This window comes from Bacillus hominis (genome assembly GCF_030348325.1).
Lineage (GTDB): Bacteria > Bacillota > Bacilli > Bacillales > Bacillaceae_G > Bacillus_A > Bacillus_A hominis.
Genome location: NZ_JAUCFS010000005.1, coordinates 4,700,054 through 4,718,673 on the forward strand (window position 1 = coordinate 4,700,054; position 18,620 = coordinate 4,718,673).

Below are 18,620 nucleotides of genomic sequence, written 5' to 3' on the forward strand. Positions count from 1 at the left end.
GCCTCTTTTCTTTCACTAGTTACAACTTCTATTATCGCATATAAAAATATTCATGTGAAAATACACTTTTTAACGCGCCTGAGAAACATTACTATTACAGACGTCTTTTCGCCCAACTGAGTAATAATTTAATCCATGCTTCTCGGCATCCTCATTAGTATAACAATTTCTCCCATCAAATAGAATAGGTTCCCTCATAAGCTGTGCATAATTTTCTAGCGGATAATTTCGAATTGATTCCCATTCTGTTACGATAAAAACTACATGCGCCTCTCTAATCGATTCATCTATACACTCAGCGTATCGTATCGTATTTCCAAATAAACCTCTTACATTTTGAATGGCTTGTGGGTCATATACAACCACATCTGCACATATATTAATTAATTCTTCTATTATAATAATCGATGGCGCTTCCCTAATATCGTCAGTATTCGGTTTGAATGCTGCACCAAGAACCGCAATTCGTTTCTTCTTCATATCTATAATTTTCTTCGCTTTTTCAACTAACAACAACTGTTGTTTATTATTCACTTCAATGACTGCTTTCAACAAGCGAAAATCATGAGAAACATTCCCTGCAATTTGCACGAGTGCTTTCGTATCTTTTGGAAAACAAGATCCTCCATATCCGATGCCAGCATTTAAAAAAGATGCACCAATTCTCTTATCCATCCCCATCCCTGTAGCTACATCTACTATATCTGCACCCACTTGCTCACATATATTAGAAATTTCATTAATAAAACTAATCTTCGTAGCTAAAAAAGCATTAGATGCATATTTAATCATCTCAGCACTTCGAATATCTGTAATATACGTTTGTAAGCTTAATTTGCTGTACAAATTCTCTACTTTCCTTGCCGCTTCTTCACTACATGCTCCAATTACGATACGATCACCCTGAAAAAAATCATAAATACCAGAACCTTCCCTTAAAAATTCTGGATTCGATACAATATATAATTCATGTCTACCTTGTAGTTTCTCCTCAATCCATTTTCTCATTACATCATTTGTCCCTACAGGAACCGTACTTTTCGTAACAACAATAATATCGTTATTCACATATGTTCCAATATCATCACAAGCACTACGAATATACGTTAAATCTGCTGTTCCATCTAATGAAGACGGTGTTCCAACTGCAATAAATATAAACTCTACATCATTAAATGCCGTTGATTTACTTGCTGTAAACGTTAAATGATTATTCTCGTATGCTTCATTTATTAATTCATTTAATCCACATTCATAAATAGGTAACTTGCCTTGTTTAATCCGTTCAATTTTTTCACTATTTATATCGAAACATGTGACCGAATGTCCCAATCTCGCCAATCCTACTCCTGTAATCAATCCAACATATCCGGTACCTATTATCGTAATTTTCATTTTCCTTTCGCACAGGAATATACATAAGAAAATATACGAATACATAGAATTCTCCCTGTGCTTCCCCCTCTCACACTAAGAATGAGAAAACTCTTTCACTTCTTTATTATATGAATTGTTTTTTTATTCTTTTTTAAGATTTTGTAAAGTTAAATGATGCAATATATACAAAATGTAAATTCCCACATTTTAACACGGAACTTACTCATTTTTACGTGCAACACTTATAATACTGAAACAAAAGTCATCGCTATATGAGAGGGAAGTACAATCTCATATTACAAGCCATAATATGAGATCAACCTTCTCAAACGACACAACATTCCATATCCAATTGTCATATATTCTATTCACTCCCCTTTACAGCCAAAAGAAAAAAAGATTGAATTCTAATCTTTTTGTGATACCATATGTTATGAGCCTGTAAATAAACATCATAATTTTCAGATAAATAAGATTGAAAAAATTACGTTAAACTATAAAGGGTGGGGTATTAATGGACTCACAAGTGATTTATGCCATTTTGGCATCTTTCATCACTGTACTCGTCGTTACTCCTTTAGTTATTAAATTAGCTTTTAAAATAGGAGCAACAGATAAGCCAAACGCGCGTAAAGTACACCAAAAAATTATGCCTCGTCTTGGCGGGTTAGCAATTTTCATTGGTGTAGCTGTAGGATTTGTTGTCGGTGGATTGTACGAACAAAGAATGCTATCGATAACTTTAGGTGCTATCATTATTGTTATCATCGGGATTTTAGATGATATGTACGAACTATCTGCGAAGGTAAAATTCGGTGGACAACTATTAGTTGCCATCATGATTGTAAAAAGTGGATTATTAGTGCAAGTATTATATATTCCAATCCTTGGAGATACTGAACTCGGATGGCTAGCTTATCCAATTACAGTATTTTGGATTGTAGGTATTACAAATGCCATCAACTTAATTGATGGATTAGATGGATTATCCGCAGGGATTTCATCTATCGTACTTGCAACGCTAGCATATATGGCCCTCACTAGTCCATGGGGTACTGGAGCGGCTATTATCTTGCCTCTAGCACTGATTACATTAGCAAGTACAATTGGATTTTTATTCTATAACTTCCATCCAGCAAAGATTTTCATGGGAGATACAGGAGCACTATTTTTAGGATACTGTATTTCTGTTATATCGTTACTTGGATTATACAAAAGCGTAACGTTATTCAGCTTTATCGTTCCAGTTATCATTTTAGGCGTACCTGTATTTGATACGACATTTGCGATCATCCGCCGTATCGTTAATAAAAAACCTATTTCAGCACCAGATAAATCGCATTTACATCACCGCTTACTTGCAATGGGATTCTCTCATCGTAAAACGGTACTAATTATTTACGCATTTGGTATTTTCTTTAGTATAAATGCAATTATTTTCAGTAGTGCGACATTATGGTTATCCATTATTCTTCTTTTCGTTTTAATCTTCTTTACAGAAATCATTGCTGAAGTAATCGGACTTGTACACGAACGTTACAAACCAATTATTTCCTTCTATAAAAAAGTGAAAAAACGCGAAGACTAATTGTAGTATAGCCTTTACTGTTATGAAATATTCAAATAGCATCCTCTTTCTTGGAAGAGGATGCTATTTTTTGTTTTTTATTCCTCATTTCCTATTTCCAAAATATAGATTGTTTGAGAGTTCCTCTATTGGAGAAAGATATACGTATAGCGAAGATAATGGGGAAAATATCAAATTTTTTACATCTTGATTGTCAAACTGAGGGTGAATGTTATGATCAAGCGAGTATTTCAATGTATAATTTTATTTTTGACTATTACTATGTACGCATCATCTAATACAAAAGCAACTACAGACATTCAAATAGAGGATTACCAAAGCACTCAAACTACCTCTCCTACAAAAAAAATTGCGTACTTAACATTTGATGACGGACCAAATAAATACACACCACAAATTTTAAATATTTTAAAAGAGAAGAACGGAAAAGCAACTTTCTTCGTTATTGGCGGAAAAGTGCCACATTATAAAAAAACGATGGAGCGATTGATTAAAGATGGACATTATATCGGTCTCCATAGTATGTCACATGATGTAAAACGTCTTTACACTGGCGATCCATCTGTTTTAATTGCAGAAATGGAGCAAACCCAAAACATTGTCCAGCAAGTTACACATTTAAATACACATCTCGTTCGTGTCCCATACGGTAGCATGCCTTACTTAAAAAAGAATTACCGCGACGCACTCGTATCTGCCCAGTATAAAATGTGGGATTGGACAATTGATACATATGACTGGAAAAGCTATGATAATCCTTCCGCAATACTAGAAAGAGTACGAAATCAAAGCGATGAACAAGTAGAGGTTATTTTAATGCATGATTCTAGTGTCACAGTGCAAATACTCCCAAAAGTAATTGACTATTTGCAATCACAAGGGTATAAACTACTTCCCTACAATCCATCTTCCCATCTCGAAGTGAATTTTTGGAAAGACACAAGATTGTAACAGCTTTAGTGCCTATGTACTAAAGCTGTTTTACCCCGCGTTAACGGGCAGTAAGACTCCCACCTCAAAATTCAGTTGGAACAAAGACGTTAGGTGGAAAATCAACTGCCCGTAAACGCCCGATTGGTGAAGGCTAGTAATCAGTGGGGCCGAACAAAAACCCCACTGATTAAAGTTTCACTTTATTTTTCTCTTCCCACACTTCCCTTTTTTGTGTAGAATTTTAAGTAGTGATGAAGTTTCGAGGTGAATAGAAATGAAACGAATAGATCTCATTTTTAACGCAATACAAAAAGGGAATTATACAGAAGGTGTAACAGCATTAGAACTCGCTACACTTCTACAGTTAGACCGTGCAAATGTTAGTAGCGATTTAAACAAGCTTGTGAAAGATAATCGTTTATTAAAAACGAGTACACGCCCTGTCCGTTTTTATATAGAAACGAACACTTCATTGGAAACGCATTCAACAAAGGGCACTTCATTAGATACATTTGCTATTGAAAATACAAGCCTAAAAATTGCTATTGAAAAAGCAAAAGCTTCTATTCTCTATCCTCCAAACGGTATGCATACTTTACTACTTGGAGAAACTGGTGTCGGAAAATCGATGTTCGCTTCTTTAATGCACGAATACGCAATTGAAGTGGAACAACTTCCAAAAGATGCACCTTTTATCGTCTTTAACTGTGCTGATTATGCAAACAATCCACAACTACTACTTGGACAGTTATTTGGGATAAAAAAAGGAGCTTATACAGGGGCAAGTGATCAAAAAGGGTTAATTGAAAAAGCACATGAAGGGATTCTTTTCTTAGATGAAGTACATCGCCTTCCTCCAGAAGGACAAGAAATGCTTTTCACATTTATTGATCGCGGAGTATACCGCCGCCTTGGAGAAACAGAAAACGAGCGTAAAGCACAAGTATTAATTATTACTGCAACAACCGAAGAACCAAATTCATTTTTATTAAAAACATTTACAAGACGTATACCGATGACTGTCACGCTGCCACCACTTCGTGAGCGTACACATAAAGAACGCTTTGCTTTACTACAACTATTTTTCACAAATGAAGCGATCCGCCTGCGAAAAGAAATTCATGTTAGTCCAAATGCAATGCGTGCTTTCGTCTTTTACAATTGTCCCAATAACATCGGTCAATTAAAAACGGATGTACAAATCGCCTGTGCGAAAGCCTACTCTGACTTTGTGACAAAGAAACGTGATTCTGTCTATGTTTCAAGTACAGATTTACCTTGGTATATGAAAGAAGGGCTATTCATTGAAAGAAAAAGCCGTCATCTATACCAAATACCAAATGAAACATTTATCTTTACAGTTGATGAAGGTTGGAGTAATCATAAAATAGAGAATGAAAAACAGTCTTCTATTTACGATTATATTGATTATAAATATGAAGAACTTCAAGCACGCGGCATTGAAGAAGAAGAGTTAGAATTACTAATAGAAAATGATATTCAAAGCTTTTTCGTCCAATACTTTAACCAAATATCTAAAAAAACAAGTCATGAAAATGTGTTTAAAATTGTGGATCGTAATATCGTTTCCGTATGTGAAAAAATTGCGGAACTAGCTGAAAAATATTTATCTAAGACTTTTGATGAAAAAATGTTTCTCGCTTTAAGTTTACATGTACAGACAACTCTACAACGCTTGCGAGGCGGGAAACAAATTCACCACCCACAATTAAATCAAATTCGTACGAAGCATAAAGAAGCTTTTTCCGTAGCTATGCAATGCATTCAGCTATTAGAAGAAGAATTACAAATAACAATGCCTATTGATGAAGCTGGCTTTTTAACAATGTTCTTCGTTGTTGATCCAATTCCTGCCTCACAAACAGAAGTAAAAGTATTAATATTAGCACACGGTAATGGCATCGCAACAGAAATGGCAAACGTTGCAAACGAACTTCTCGGTATTGATGAAGTAACTGGTATCGATATGCCCTTGCATGAATCGCCAAAAGATTTCTTAGAGCGTGTTAAAGTGTATATGAAAACACTTCAAAATGTAAACGGGCTTCTCTTACTTGTTGATATGGGATCGCTCGCTTATATTGGTGATATATTAGAAACTGAATTCAAAATCCCTGTACGTGTTCTTTCAATGACGAGCACACCACACGCACTAGAAGCAGCTCGAAAAGCTCAGCTTGGCTATTCATTAGATGCACTATACGAAACAGTGAAGAACTTAACGCCATTCTATTTAAACGTACAGGAAGAAAAGAAAAAGCCACTATCACCAATGAAATCCGTGATTTTAACAGCTTGTTTAACTGGCGAAGGAAGTGCTTTAGCAATTCAAAAAATGTTAGAGAACTATTTACGCTTTGATAAAGACTTAATTGAAATTATTCCGATTAGCATCGTTCACGAAAAAGATTTAACGAAAATGATTGAGAACATTAAGAAAGAACGTAACATCATTTGTATCGTCACAAATTTCGATGTGCAAGTACCTTGCTTAACATATCATTTCCAAGACATTGTGAACTACACAGCTATTCAACCAATTCAAGAATTGATTACGTATGAAGAAACATATGCAAAAATGGCTGATATCCTTGAACAACAAATGCAGCGTAACGATGGGGCATTACTTATTAAAACAATTCGTTATGCATTAAATACAATTCAAGAATTGATTTCTTTACAGCTAACTCCCGACAGTTTAATGGGTGTGATTTTGCATATGAGCTGTATGGTTGATCGTCTTCAAAAAGGCGAAAGTCTCCTCCCTCATCCTGATAAAGAGAAACGAAGACAAGATGAGTACTGGATGTATATGAAAGTGAAAAAAGCACTGCAACCTATCGAAAATACATTTGAAATACAAATACCAGATGACGAAGTATTTTATGTAATGGACTTCTTCATCAAAAATCAACCTGTAAAGAATTAAACTAGGCGATATTTTCGAGTAGTACCCTAAGTACGTAGTAAATGAAATTATATTAGCTATTTTTAAAATATATTGATTTACCGAAAATAATTAACAATAGTAGCACTCTATATAAATAGAAAAGGCTGTTCCAAAATGTTTTTTGGACAGCCTTTTCGCTTACTTCTTTACTTCCCTTATTCTCCCCCTTATTTCTCCCTTTTTATTAGATTTCGTATAAACATTTACATATACATTTGCTTGCATTATCTCTTGAAACAAGCTGTCAAATGCTCTCCCCTGTAAAGGCCCTTCAAAATCTTCCACTTTAGCTACACCAGTAACGACTCCTTCATTCACACTAATTCCTTGCTCTAATGGACCAAACAAACTTAAAACAACTGGACCAATTTGATTCGTTTTCCCTAAATGAATTTGGCATGACGTGATTTTTTTTATGTTTTTTAATATGACCCGATATTGCAACTTCTTTAAATCTTCACTAAAAATGAGCTCTGTTACACCGTAAGCTTCTGTATTTACAGGAGGTATTTCCCTCTTTCCTGTTAACCTAGCAAAGAAATGTGTTGTCATACGGGCATTCTCCTCATATAAATTTCCCAGCACTACTTCTACTACTTTATGGTTTAGACATAATCATTTATGACTTTTTCAAATTTTAATTACGAAGAAAAGATTCACACAATCTTTACATTAAAATTGTTTCTTTCGCTTTACTCCCTCTTGTATAATGCACTTAGAAAAACAGTCTAGGAGGAAATTTTGAAAAATAATAACTACTCTTTCCAATCATTAATAGAGATTTTTCTCGTATCATTTAAATTAGGACTTACTTCATTCGGTGGTCCCGTCGCCCATCTTGGTTATTTCCACCACGAATACGTGCAAAAAAGAAAATGGATGGATGAACGAAGTTACGGAGACTTAGTAGCGCTATGTCAATTCCTTCCTGGCCCTGCTAGCAGCCAAGTCGGGATGGGAGTTGGGTTATTACGCGGCGGATTATTAGGAGCAATTATTTCATGGATTGGATTCACTCTACCATCTGTGCTCGTTTTAGTTTTCTTCGCTTCCTTCCTTAACCAGTTCGAACTTGGAAGTACAGGCTGGATTCATGGACTGAAACTTGTAGCGGTCGCAATTGTCGCTCATGCAATATGGGGAATGGCTCAAAAGTTAACACCGGACCGAAACCGTGCAACAATCGCGATTGTAACTGCCGCAATCACCCTATTATGGCCAAGTAGCTGGACACAAGTCATTCTCATTATAGTATCTGGCTTTATTGGTTGGTTTTTATATCGCGGTCAGCCAATTAGCCAAGCAAATAAAATAAACGTACCTATTTCAAAAATGGTAGCTATGTCTTGTCTCGTCTTATTCTTCGGGCTATTAATACTGCTACCAATGTTACGACCGTACTCTTATTTCATCTCTTTATTTGACAGCTTCTATCGCTCTGGTGCACTTGTATTCGGAGGAGGGCATGTCGTACTTCCTCTTCTTGAAAGCGAATTTGTACAAAACGGGATGATGACAAAAGAACAATTTCTAGCCGGATACGGATTAACACAAGCAGTGCCAGGGCCACTATTTACATTCGCTTCTTATATAGGAGCAGTGCTAAATGGAACCGCCGGAGCAGTTGTTGCAACGATCGCTATCTTTCTTCCTGCCTTCCTGCTCGTTGTTGGCGTTTTACCATTTTGGGACAGTGTAAGGAGAGTATCTTACATACAAGGTGCACTACTTGGAGTAAACGCAGCCGTTGTCGGTATTTTACTTGCAGCTTTTTATGATCCAATTTGGACGAGTACAATTATGAATTCTGTCGATTTCGTTTTTGCTTCTCTTCTATTTTGCTTACTCGCTTTTTGGAAAACACCACCTTGGGTTATCGTTATACTCGGAGCCTTCGGTGGATATGTTCTATCCATTTTGTAAGCACAAAAAACGACGGTCCTATTTAACCGTCGTTTTCTTATTAAAACTTCACAAGCTCCATTCCCTCAGGCAACTCGCTCTCCGTTAAAATACGCAACTCTTTCACGCGATCCATTACGTAAGAAGAACGCTTCACAAGCTCTGGGTCAATATAAGCTGGATGCACCATAATTTCTACCGTTTGTTCATCCTGTACTCTTTCTTTTAACTTCACAAAGTAATCTTCCGTCACACCTTCTGCGTAAAAATCACTGTAAAACACATCAGAAAATGGACGCACCGCTCGCTCTTTCTCACAACGACGAATCGGAACATTATATTTACTTGCCAATCTCTCAAGAACATCATGTAAAATAGGTAATCCGTGCACATGATGATGACTATCTAAATGAGTTGGTGTTAATCCGTAAGATAAGAACCTCTCAATTTGAGTAGTCCATTCTCTTTCTACCTCTTCTGGATTTATGTTTCCTTCCCATACAACACCTTGTTTATGAAACAATCCATCGCTACTCACAAGTGATGGTACATCCTTTAAAAGTGGTTCTCCTGCCGTTAATACAAGATGAACTCCTACTCCTAACGTTTTATACTCTTTCGCTAAACGCACAGCATGCTCTGTCCCTGGCATATTCATCATCATCGTCGTTGAATTTACAAGCCCGTTTTTATGTCCATCAATAATTCCGTAATTTGTACCTTCTGTAAGACCGAAATCATCTGCATTTACAATTAGCTTAATCATCCTAATACCTCCTATCGAAATAAAAAAAGCGGGCTAAATAGCGCCGCTTTTACTTCTCTATCTTTTTGAAGAACTGCGGAAGATGCTCTTTATGTGCTTCCAACATTTCATCTAAAATTTGTTTTGCAACTTTATCTGATGGTACAAGTGGATTAATTGTCATAGCAAGCAGCGCCTTATGATAATCCCCTGTAATAGCAGCTTCAATTGTTGTGCGCTCAAATGATTTAATTTGCTGTACTAAACCGCGAACTGGTACCGGTAAGTCTCCAACCGCAATTGGTTTTGGACCTTCTTTCGTAATAATACAGTTCACTTCAACGGCCGAATCATGTGGTAAGCTTGCAATTGTCCCGTTGTTTCGTGTATTAACAGGCTGGATATCACCTTTATTATTGTAAATAGACGTAATTAAGCTACATGCTGCGTCACTATAATAAGCTCCGCCACGCTTTTCTAATTGTGGTGGCTTAATATCTAAATTCGGGTCTTTATATAACTCGAATAAATCATCTTCTAATTTTTTTACTACTTCTGCACGTGTACCTTTTTCAATCGAAGCTTCTTTCTCTTCTTCTAACATTTCACGTGTTTTATAGTAGTAACGATGGTATGGGCATGGAATAGCGCGAAGACCGCGAATAAAGTCTGGCTCCCAGTTAAGCGCAGCAATGTTTTCCATCGTAATTTGCTTTTCTGGATCTGTTACAAGTTCTAGTACTCGATCCATTACGCTTACTCCATCTAAGTATACATCTAATCCGTATACCATATGATTTAAACCAGCGAAATCAACGTGTACGCGACTTGCATCTACTTCAAGTAATCTTGCAAGACCCATACGAATTCCGATTGGAACGTTACATAGACCAACTACTCTTTGAATGTTCGTGTAGCGAAGTACAGCTTCTGTTACCATACCTGCCGGGTTTGCGAAGTTAATAAGCCATGCATTTGGACATAGTTCCTCCATGTCCTTACAAATATCTAAAATAACAGGAATCGTTCTCAGTGCTTTAAATAAACCACCAGGACCATTCGTTTCCTGACCAATTACATCATATTTTAATGGAATTGCTTCATCTTTTGCACGAGCTTCTAATAAACCAACGCGAAGCTGCGTTGTTACGAAATCAGCATCTTTTAATGCCTCACGGCGATCAAGTGTTAAATGAATATCAATTGGTAAACCTGATTTTTTTACCATACGTTTCGCTAAGTTACCAACGATTTCTAACTTCTCTTTTCCTGCCTCAATATCTACTAACCAAATTTCACGAACAGGAAGCTCGTCATAACGTTTAATAAATCCTTCAATTAACTCTGGTGTATAACTAGAGCCACCGCCGATTGTAGCAATTTTAATTCCAGTCATGCTTTATTCCCCTTTCGCTTCTAGCTTTTTATAAAGGTCAATAAATTCTGCTGCTAATTCTTTTACTGTAATAGAATTCATTAAATGATCTTGTGCATGAATTAAAAGAACACTAATCTCTGTTTTTTCCCCTCTTGCTTCTGATTGTATGAGCTCTGTTTGGAAATGATGCGCTTCATTAATCGCTTCTTTCGCTTTTACCATCGCTTCGTCTGCTTCCGCCATTTTCCCCTGTTTGGCAAATTGAAGTGCCTCCATTGCAAAGCTTCGTGCATTACCACTATTTAAAATCAATTGGAATGGAATTTGTTCTGCTGTAGTCATCATAATTACCGCCCTCTCTATTATGGTTCAACCGATTTAAATACCCCTTCAGTTTGAACATTTCTATTAAAGTATTAATTTATTAATGATAGTTTGGTGTTCTTATAGATGGGTCTCATCTTTCTGAACATGATATAAAGGTAATTGTTCTCACAGACAATATTGTCTGTGAGAACAATCTTTATGTTACATAGGTACAGAGTTGTTATTTCCTTGCGCTGCTGCTTTTTCAGTACGAACAACTGAACGGTCAGATAACACAACGAATGGATAATAGATTACCATTGCAATTACAAAGTTAAATAACTGTAGAATCGCACCAGAAATATGTCCACCTGTTACAAGATAACCACTAATAATTGGTGGTGTTGCCCATGGAATCATCACAACTGTTTTTGGTACCCAACCAATAGATATAGCTGTATAAGAAGTAATTACTAATACAATTGGTGTTAGGATAAACGGTAAGAATAAAATTGGATTTAAAATAATTGGTGTACCAAAGATTACCGGTTCGTTAATGTTGAATGCACCTGGACCAATTGATAGACGCGATACACCACGTAGTTGTGCACTTTTTGCTACAAGTAATACCACTACTAAGAATGCTAATGTTGCACCAGAACCACCAAGATATACGAAAGTATCAAAGAATGGTTTTGTAATAATGTTTGGAACATCAAATGCAGATGTACCACCTTGGAATAACTTCATGTTTTTCTCTAATGCCGGTAAGTATAATGGCTCAATAATACCACCAACGATATTTGGACCATGTAAACCGAAGAACCAAAGAAGATGAACAAGGAGTACAATGACAATTGCACTTGGTAATGTCCCTGCTAAACTTTGCAGTGGTGATTGAATAGTATTAAAGATAAATTCATGAACACTTGTACCAGCTAATTTCACTGCTAATTGAATACCTGCAACTACTGTTAAGATAACAAATGCTGGAACTATAGCTGCGAAAGATCTTAAAACTGCTGGTGGTACTCCATCAGGCATTTTAAAAGTAATGTTTCTTTGTACAAAGAAACGGAATACCTCAGTAACAAGGAGTGCCACAATAATTGCTACGAATAACCCTTGTGCACCTGTCCAAGCTAAGTTCAATCCGCCTTCTTTCGGTGTTGTTGGCGTAAGAATAATTAACGCACCAAATGAAATAATACCTGCTGACAAACCATCAACGCCGTAAGATTTTGCTAAATTATAACTTGTTGTAAATGCTATGATTAGTGCTAGAATTGCGAAAGAACCGGTCCACATTCCACCGCCAACTTGTTTCCACGTTTCACCAAACAAACCTTTCATGAACTCTTGGAAAGCTTCAGACGGAAAACCATTAATTAGTGATGCCAGTGCACCAACTAAAATAAGTGGCATAACTGCAATAAATCCATCACGGATCGCAGCTAAGTGACGTTGCGATCCGATTTTACCAGCGACAGGAACAATATATTTCTCCATAAATGCAATAAACTTTTGCATTTCGCTTCCCCCCTAATTATTTTTTAAGTGTTAATGCGTGATCTAAAACTGCTTCTCCATTCATCATGCCGTAGTGCATTGGGTTAATAACGTCGATTCCAACGCTTTTTTCATCAGCAAGCGTTTTCATTGAAGAAAGCATGTAACGAACTTGCGGTCCTAATAATAGTACATCTGCTTGATCGATATTGTTTTTTACTGCATCCCCAGATACAGCCCAAATCTTACCTTCTAGACCGCGTGCCTTTGCAGCCGCTTCCATTTTTGTAACTAGTAAACTTGTAGACATCCCTGCTGAACAACATAATAAAATATTCATTTATAAATCCCCCTTGTGTGGTATAAAAAATTTATGTTTTTTATTTTTCTTTACGCTATTTATTAATGCAATTAGCGTGCCAACTTTTTAAAACGCCTAAAATCAGCGTTTTTTCGAGCAATTCATTTGTGTGTTACCGCTTTCGATCAGTGTGTCACCCAAAAAACACACAGTGTGTTATAAAACAACACGCTTTTAACACATAACTGTATGAAAATAGATTAGTGTTTAGTTGTCTAGTTGTATTTAAAATAAAAAAACACTAATTTTTTTTAAAAGCGTGAAAATATAATAACGAAAAATATAATATTTCGAATCAAATCAAAAACAAATACCTATTCAAGATACTCGTCTAACTATTGTCCAGTCACACTCTATTAAATTACATAGAATAGAATAAAATAAAGTATTTTGAAAGGGGATTCCAATGCCAAAGCATAGAAAAAAGAATAGAATGAAGATTTATAGAATACAGTTTCAAAATAAGTGGTATAAACATGAAGAGGGGTCTGAAGTAGATTCAAACACGTATAAACTAGACAAACAGGACACTGAAGATACGCAAGACAAGCAAGATAAACAAGACGAACCAGGTAAAACAGACAAGCAGGATAAACAGGATAAGCAAGATAAACAAGACAAACACGACAAGCAGGATAAACAAGACAAACAGGATAAACAAGACAAACACGATAAACAGGACAAACCAGATAAACCAGACAAACAGGATAAACAGGATAAACAGGGTAAACAGGATAAACAGGACAAACCAGATAAACCAGACAAACAGGATAAACAGGATAAACAGGATAAACAGGATAAACAGGATAAACAGGATAAACAGGATAAACAGGATAAACAGGATAAACAGGATAAACAGGATAAACAGGATAAACAGGATAAACAGGATAAACAGGATAAACAGGATAAACAGGATAAACAGGATAAACAGGATAAACAGGACAAACCAGATAAACCAGATAAACCAGACAAACAGGATAAACAAGACAAACAAGACAAACCGCACAAACCAGGCAAACCTGGTAAACCAGGCAAACCAGACAAACAAGATAAACCAGACAAACCAGACAAACAAGATAAACAAGATAAACAAGACAAACAAGATAAACAAGACAAACCAGACAAACAAGATAAACAAGATAAACAAGATAAACAAGATAAACAAGATAAACAAGATAAACAAGATAAACAAGATAAACAAGATAAACAAGATAAACAAGATAAGCAAGATAAACCAGATAAACAAGACAAACAAGACAAACCAGATAAACAAGATAAGCAAGACAAACAAGATAAACAAGATAAACAAGATAAGCAAGACGAACATGAAAAGCAAGTACAATCGGAAAATGTAACAATAGTACCAACAAATTCGTACAGCTTAGATATATGGGATGAAATTTCACTAAAAGAAATACAAGCTGGCGAACATACAAGTTTATTTGAAGAAAAAAGCAATTATCAAAATATTAACTTGCTACAAGTAAGTGATGTACGTCTATATTTGGATAAGCAACTACAATTTAGTTCCGTCGATGAGCAAATCTATCATGAAGCACTAGTTCATCCGATTATGTCAAAGGTAATAGATCCAAAGCGTGTTCTCATATTAGGCGGTGGCGATGGTCTTGCTTTAAGAGAGGTTTTAAAATATGAAACGGTTATCCATGTAGACCTCGTGGACTTAGACGAAGAAATGATTAAGATGGCTCGCAATGTTCCAGAATTAGTTTCTTTAAACCAACGCGCATTTTTTGATGATCGTGCAAATGTACATGTATGTGACGCAAAAGAATTTCTGAACTCTCCTTCCTCTTTATACGATGTAATTATTATTGATTTTCCGGATCCAGCGACAGAGTTATTAAGCACTTTATATACAAGTGAAATTTTTGCTCGTATAGCTACGTTCCTAACAGAGGATGGCGCATTTGTCTGCCAATCTAATTCGCCTGCTGATGCACCTCTTGTATATTGGGGTATCGGTAACACAATTGAACATGCCGGATTAATTGTAAAAAGCTATCATACAATTGTTCCTTCTTTCGGAACTGACTGGGGATTTCATATTGCTGCTAACTCTACCTATGTACTTGATCAAATTGAACAATTATACGTAGTACCAGTTCCTCGAACATTACCTTCTCTTCTTGCTCCTTTATTTCAATTTAAAGAAGAACATTTAGAGCACCGCAATAATGCCGTTTTAAATTCAGAATCGGACCTTACTCTACATCATTGCTATCAACAAGAAATGAAATTCTAATAATATTTTGATAAGGAAGGGAAAGTATATGGAATATTCTACGTTTGGGCGTCATATAATAGTAGATTTATGGGGCGTAGATTTTTCTCTATTAAATGACATTCATTTTTTAGAACATCATTTAGTTGCCGCTGCGAATCGCTCTGGTGCCCACGTTTTAAATGTAAGTAATAAGGAATTCCACCCATATGGGGTTACGGTATTAATTTTATTATCAGAGAGCCATCTCTCTATTCACACTTATCCTGAAAAGGAATTTGCAGCAATTGATTGTTATACTTGCGGCACATCTGTTGACCCTCAAAAAGCCATTGATTCTATAATAAGCGTATTAAAACCAGAACGTATGCATATAAAAAAATTAATTCGTGGTGTAGGAGAATTCGTTACTATCGATTAGTTATCATCCCTATTTCCCCCATGAAGAAGGAGGCTTGTTAATATAAAAATACCATCAGTGGAACTTATAACACTCCACTGATGGTAAGCACACATACATAGTCTATTCACCCCGCTATTCGCCGGGCAGTAAAACTCCCACCTCAAAATTCGGCTGGAGCAAAGAAGTTAGATGGGAGATCCACTGCCCGTAAACGCCCGATTGGTGAAGGCTAATAATCAGTGGGGGATGAACAAAAACCCCACTGATTAAAGTTTCACTTTATCTTAATTGATGATTTAATTTTGCTATTTTTCGTTTCCAATATAAAGTCATCATAAACCATATAATGACGTAAATAACAATGAAGCTTACTGTACAAATAAGAATCGGACCGAGGCGATTCGGAACCCAACCCACCCAAATTGCAATCGGCAAAAATGTCCCTAACAAAATAATAAAGTGAATAATTGTCTGTTTTAATATACTCCATTCTTCTTTTTCAAAAATGAACGAGGCGAAAGAAAAGATAAGACCTACCATATTCGCTGTAAGTAAATAAAGAATTAACATCTTCATATCAATTACCTCGATTCCATTCATATAACCAATCCATAAAAACAACAAACTATATAACATCGCCATCCCTAATCCAAAGGCTATTTTATGAACAACTCTATCAAACATCTTTTAACCTCCTCCTATATTTAAAGCTCCTTTAATAAACGGTACATATTTCCTCGAAACATATTCTTTCATTCCGTTAGAAAAATGGGCACACATACTGCCACTAAAAGACATTTCAAAGCTTTTGACATGTCCTAAATTTGCAAGTATCGACTTAGAAAATCTGGAAAACCGCTTGCCAGCTAGCTGTTCCTCTAATTCATACAAGCGAGCCTTCACTTCAAGACTCCCTTTCCTTGTTTGCGCCATAACTTTTCTTCCTTCCGTATAAAACCAATAAATATCATTTAAAGATAATAAATAATACTGCTGATCTAACACACCGACAATTTGATTCACATTTCCCCCTTCTATTATTTTTAAAAGTTGCTGGATTTCATCTGTTACTTCGTTTGTTTTTATAATAATTTCTACTTCTTCTTGTGATGGGTCCAATTCGATGCGAACTTTCATCTATTTCCCACCCCCTTTACACTTTCATTTTTTCATAAACTTGGAAAAAATAAATACAATCATACGTAAGTGGTCTTTGTTTCGTCATAACTGTCTCTTTTAAAAACATGAAAAAACCTTGCATAAGCAAGGTTCATTCAGCTACTGACATCTTCCTATATAATTCTACAAACTCACTTGCCAATTCCTTCACTGTAATTGCGTTCATTAAATGATCTTGCGCATGTACCATCAGCAGGGTAACTTCTGTCTTTTCCCCGCCAGCCTCTTTCTGTATGAGCTCTGTTTGTAAACGGTGCGCCTCTTGCAGTTCATTTAAAGCTTCTTGTAGTTTAGCTTCCGCTTCCTGAAATTCACCGCGCTTAGCACAATCAATTGCTTCCATTGAACAACTTCTCGCATTTCCCCCATGCAAGATTAGATGAAAAACTTTCGTCTCTATCGTATCCATTTTAGTTCTTTACTCCCCCTTTTCTTCCGCCACTTTTTGTTTATCCCATATTTTTAAAAATGGTAAATAAATAAAGAATGCCAGCGCAAAGTTAACAAGCTGCAACATAACACCAGAAATTTTCCCGCCCGATCCTAAATATCCACTAAAAAGAATAGGTGTAGTCCAAGGTACAGCAGCTCCGCTCGGACGGGCAACTAACCCCCATTCCATCGCAAAGTAAGAAACAATTGTTAACACAACTGGAACTAATATAAATGGAATAAGTAAAAGTGGATTCATTACAATTGGCATACCGAAAGTCACCATTTCATTAATATTAAAAATACCAGGTGCAATCGACAATCGGCCGATACTTTTTAATTGCTGACTTCGCGCAAATAATAACATTCCTACAACTAAAGCAAGTGTTGCGCCAGAACCGCCCATATAAATCCATAAATCAAAAAACTGTGCGGTAATCGTATTCGGTACGTCTTGACCAGCCTGAAAAGCAATTCGGTTCTGATCCATTAACGACAACCAAACCGGGCTCATTACCCCACCAACAATTGCAGCGCCATGAATCCCGCACGCCCAAAGTACATGGACAATAATAACTGCGATTACTGCGCCCCAAAGGCTAGCACCTAGTACACTAAGAGGCTCTTGTAAAAGCTTTCCTACAACATTATGAATGCTACCGAAAGTCGTATTTTCAAAAATCAATCTAATAATCCAAACGACCGTCACAACAATAAAACCTGGAATAAGCGCAGCAAATGAACGCGTTACTGCTGGCGGAACTGTCTCTGGCATTTTTATAATTATCTTTTTTTGTACAACAAATCGATAAATTTCAGTAGATATAATTGCAATAATCATCGCCACAAATAAACCTTGGCTTCCCATTAATGCAGCTGGTATCACTCCATCTACAAGTACACTTTCCTTTGTATTTGGTATCATATACATAACTTGGAATGGCGTTGCAAGTAAAAATGATACAAGTGACAATGCCCCAGATGCTAAAGCATCCACTTTATAATACTCACCAAGTCTGTAAGCGATTCCAAAAACAGCCACTAAAGACATTATATTAAAAGTAGCACTTACTGGGTACCCCAAAGCTTTTTGCCAACCCTCCCCAAACAAGCCGGCCATAAAATCATTATACCCTGGTATTGGTAGAGCACTAATAATAAGAAAAAAAGAGCCGATAATTAAGAATGGCATCGTTAAAATAATTCCATCACGAATCGCTTGTAAATGCCTCTGCTCTGCAACCTTTCCTGCCACTGGCATCACGTATTTCTCTAAAAACCCTATCATCTA

The 18,620-nt window shown here is 36.2% G+C and carries 16 protein-coding genes and 1 pseudogene; 6 read left to right on the forward strand and 11 right to left on the reverse strand.

Annotation, left to right across the window (positions count from 1 at the left end; translation table 11 throughout):
* Positions 1-69: 69 nt before the first annotated feature.
* Positions 70-1,440, reverse strand: coding sequence for a UDP-glucose dehydrogenase family protein (locus QUF93_RS27150; RefSeq protein ID WP_289360764.1), 1,371 nt, complete (start codon positions 1,438-1,440; stop codon positions 70-72).
* A 451-nt stretch (positions 1,441-1,891) separates the two neighbouring features.
* On the opposite strand from QUF93_RS27150, the gene tagO reads away from it, so the two are divergent.
* From tagO to QUF93_RS27165, 3 genes are all read left to right on the forward strand, one after another.
* A complete protein-coding gene (tagO, locus tag QUF93_RS27155) occupies positions 1,892-2,965 on the forward strand; it encodes a UDP-N-acetylglucosamine--undecaprenyl-phosphate N-acetylglucosaminephosphotransferase TagO (protein WP_002123982.1) in 1,074 nt (357 codons plus the stop codon).
* 213 nt (positions 2,966-3,178) lie between these two features.
* Positions 3,179-3,916: a polysaccharide deacetylase family protein gene (locus QUF93_RS27160; RefSeq protein ID WP_002123979.1), complete on the forward strand. Its 738-nt coding sequence runs from the start codon at positions 3,179-3,181 to the stop codon at positions 3,914-3,916.
* Positions 3,917-4,172: 256 nt separating this feature from the next.
* The gene (locus QUF93_RS27165; RefSeq protein WP_289360765.1) at positions 4,173-6,848 is read left to right on the forward strand and encodes a sigma-54-dependent transcriptional regulator; all 2,676 of its coding nucleotides are present in this window, start codon (positions 4,173-4,175) and stop codon (positions 6,846-6,848) included.
* 159 nt (positions 6,849-7,007) lie between these two features.
* Here the strand turns inward: QUF93_RS27165 and exsM are convergent, their stop codons facing one another.
* A complete protein-coding gene (gene exsM, locus QUF93_RS27170; RefSeq protein ID WP_289360766.1) occupies positions 7,008-7,421 on the reverse strand; it encodes an exosporium regulatory protein ExsM in 414 nt (137 codons plus the stop codon).
* 189 nt (positions 7,422-7,610) lie between these two features.
* Here exsM and QUF93_RS27175 point away from each other — a divergent pair, with 189 nt between their 5' ends.
* On the forward strand, positions 7,611-8,792 hold the full coding sequence (locus tag QUF93_RS27175; RefSeq protein ID WP_289360767.1) for a chromate transporter: 1,182 nt from the start codon (positions 7,611-7,613) through the stop codon (positions 8,790-8,792).
* A gap of 40 nt (positions 8,793-8,832) precedes the next feature.
* Here the strand turns inward: QUF93_RS27175 and chbG are convergent, their stop codons facing one another.
* The 5 genes from chbG to QUF93_RS27200 form a co-directional block, all read right to left on the reverse strand.
* A complete protein-coding gene (gene chbG, locus QUF93_RS27180) occupies positions 8,833-9,537 on the reverse strand; it encodes a chitin disaccharide deacetylase (protein ID WP_289360768.1) in 705 nt (234 codons plus the stop codon).
* Between the two features lie 49 nt (positions 9,538-9,586).
* A complete protein-coding gene (gene celF / locus QUF93_RS27185) occupies positions 9,587-10,912 on the reverse strand; it encodes a 6-phospho-beta-glucosidase (RefSeq protein WP_289360769.1) in 1,326 nt (441 codons plus the stop codon).
* A gap of 3 nt (positions 10,913-10,915) precedes the next feature.
* A complete protein-coding gene (locus QUF93_RS27190) occupies positions 10,916-11,239 on the reverse strand; it encodes a PTS lactose/cellobiose transporter subunit IIA (RefSeq protein WP_000989054.1) in 324 nt (107 codons plus the stop codon).
* A 183-nt stretch (positions 11,240-11,422) separates the two neighbouring features.
* Positions 11,423-12,730, reverse strand: a complete 1,308-nt coding sequence (gene celB, locus QUF93_RS27195) for a PTS cellobiose transporter subunit IIC (protein ID WP_289360770.1) — start codon at positions 12,728-12,730, stop codon at positions 11,423-11,425.
* 16 nt (positions 12,731-12,746) lie between these two features.
* Complete coding sequence (locus tag QUF93_RS27200) at positions 12,747-13,049, reverse strand: PTS sugar transporter subunit IIB (RefSeq protein WP_002123966.1); 303 nt, start codon at positions 13,047-13,049, stop codon at positions 12,747-12,749.
* A gap of 913 nt (positions 13,050-13,962) precedes the next feature.
* Between QUF93_RS27200 and QUF93_RS28945 the strand changes: the two are divergent.
* Both QUF93_RS28945 and speD read left to right on the forward strand, forming a co-directional pair.
* A pseudogene (locus QUF93_RS28945) lies at positions 13,963-15,336 on the forward strand (polyamine aminopropyltransferase); the annotation flags it as partial.
* A 28-nt stretch (positions 15,337-15,364) separates the two neighbouring features.
* Positions 15,365-15,736 carry an adenosylmethionine decarboxylase gene (gene speD, locus QUF93_RS27210; protein ID WP_002123961.1) on the forward strand — a complete coding sequence of 124 codons (372 nt, stop codon included), beginning with the start codon at positions 15,365-15,367 and terminating at the stop codon, positions 15,734-15,736.
* 261 nt (positions 15,737-15,997) lie between these two features.
* On the opposite strand, the gene QUF93_RS27215 is transcribed toward speD, so the two are convergent.
* The 4 genes from QUF93_RS27215 to celB (QUF93_RS27230) form a co-directional block, all read right to left on the reverse strand.
* Positions 15,998-16,402: a DUF3021 domain-containing protein gene (locus QUF93_RS27215; RefSeq protein WP_289360772.1), complete on the reverse strand. Its 405-nt coding sequence runs from the start codon at positions 16,400-16,402 to the stop codon at positions 15,998-16,000.
* A 3-nt stretch (positions 16,403-16,405) separates the two neighbouring features.
* Positions 16,406-16,855 (reverse strand): LytTR family DNA-binding domain-containing protein, encoded by a 450-nt coding sequence (locus QUF93_RS27220; protein WP_289360773.1) that lies wholly within the window; start codon positions 16,853-16,855, stop codon positions 16,406-16,408.
* Between the two features lie 133 nt (positions 16,856-16,988).
* Entirely contained in the window at positions 16,989-17,306 is a 318-nt protein-coding gene (locus tag QUF93_RS27225) for a PTS sugar transporter subunit IIA (RefSeq protein WP_289360774.1), read from the reverse strand.
* 9 nt (positions 17,307-17,315) lie between these two features.
* The gene (celB, locus tag QUF93_RS27230) at positions 17,316-18,617 is read right to left on the reverse strand and encodes a PTS cellobiose transporter subunit IIC (protein WP_289360775.1); all 1,302 of its coding nucleotides are present in this window, start codon (positions 18,615-18,617) and stop codon (positions 17,316-17,318) included.
* Positions 18,618-18,620: the final 3 nt, after the last annotated feature.

What these genes read in the sequence shown, in the direction of transcription:
- QUF93_RS27225 (WP_289360774.1), bottom strand. Translation starts at nt 17,306, where the DNA reads ATGGATACGATAGAGACGAAAGTTTTTCATCTAATCTTGCATGGGGGA.
- tagO (WP_002123982.1), top strand. Translation starts at nt 1,892, where the DNA reads ATGGACTCACAAGTGATTTATGCCATTTTGGCATCTTTCATCACTGTA.
- QUF93_RS27220 (WP_289360773.1), bottom strand. Translation starts at nt 16,855, where the DNA reads ATGAAAGTTCGCATCGAATTGGACCCATCACAAGAAGAAGTAGAAATT.
- speD (WP_002123961.1), top strand. Translation starts at nt 15,365, where the DNA reads ATGGAATATTCTACGTTTGGGCGTCATATAATAGTAGATTTATGGGGC.
- QUF93_RS27190 (WP_000989054.1), bottom strand. Translation starts at nt 11,239, where the DNA reads ATGATGACTACAGCAGAACAAATTCCATTCCAATTGATTTTAAATAGT.
- celF (WP_289360769.1), bottom strand. Translation starts at nt 10,912, where the DNA reads ATGACTGGAATTAAAATTGCTACAATCGGCGGTGGCTCTAGTTATACA.
- QUF93_RS27150 (WP_289360764.1), bottom strand. Translation starts at nt 1,440, where the DNA reads ATGTATTCGTATATTTTCTTATGTATATTCCTGTGCGAAAGGAAAATG.
- QUF93_RS27160 (WP_002123979.1), top strand. Translation starts at nt 3,179, where the DNA reads ATGATCAAGCGAGTATTTCAATGTATAATTTTATTTTTGACTATTACT.
- exsM (WP_289360766.1), bottom strand. Translation starts at nt 7,421, where the DNA reads ATGACAACACATTTCTTTGCTAGGTTAACAGGAAAGAGGGAAATACCT.
- QUF93_RS27165 (WP_289360765.1), top strand. Translation starts at nt 4,173, where the DNA reads ATGAAACGAATAGATCTCATTTTTAACGCAATACAAAAAGGGAATTAT.
- celB (WP_289360770.1), bottom strand. Translation starts at nt 12,730, where the DNA reads ATGCAAAAGTTTATTGCATTTATGGAGAAATATATTGTTCCTGTCGCT.
- QUF93_RS27215 (WP_289360772.1), bottom strand. Translation starts at nt 16,402, where the DNA reads ATGTTTGATAGAGTTGTTCATAAAATAGCCTTTGGATTAGGGATGGCG.
- celB (WP_289360775.1), bottom strand. Translation starts at nt 18,617, where the DNA reads ATGATAGGGTTTTTAGAGAAATACGTGATGCCAGTGGCAGGAAAGGTT.
- chbG (WP_289360768.1), bottom strand. Translation starts at nt 9,537, where the DNA reads ATGATTAAGCTAATTGTAAATGCAGATGATTTCGGTCTTACAGAAGGT.
- QUF93_RS27200 (WP_002123966.1), bottom strand. Translation starts at nt 13,049, where the DNA reads ATGAATATTTTATTATGTTGTTCAGCAGGGATGTCTACAAGTTTACTA.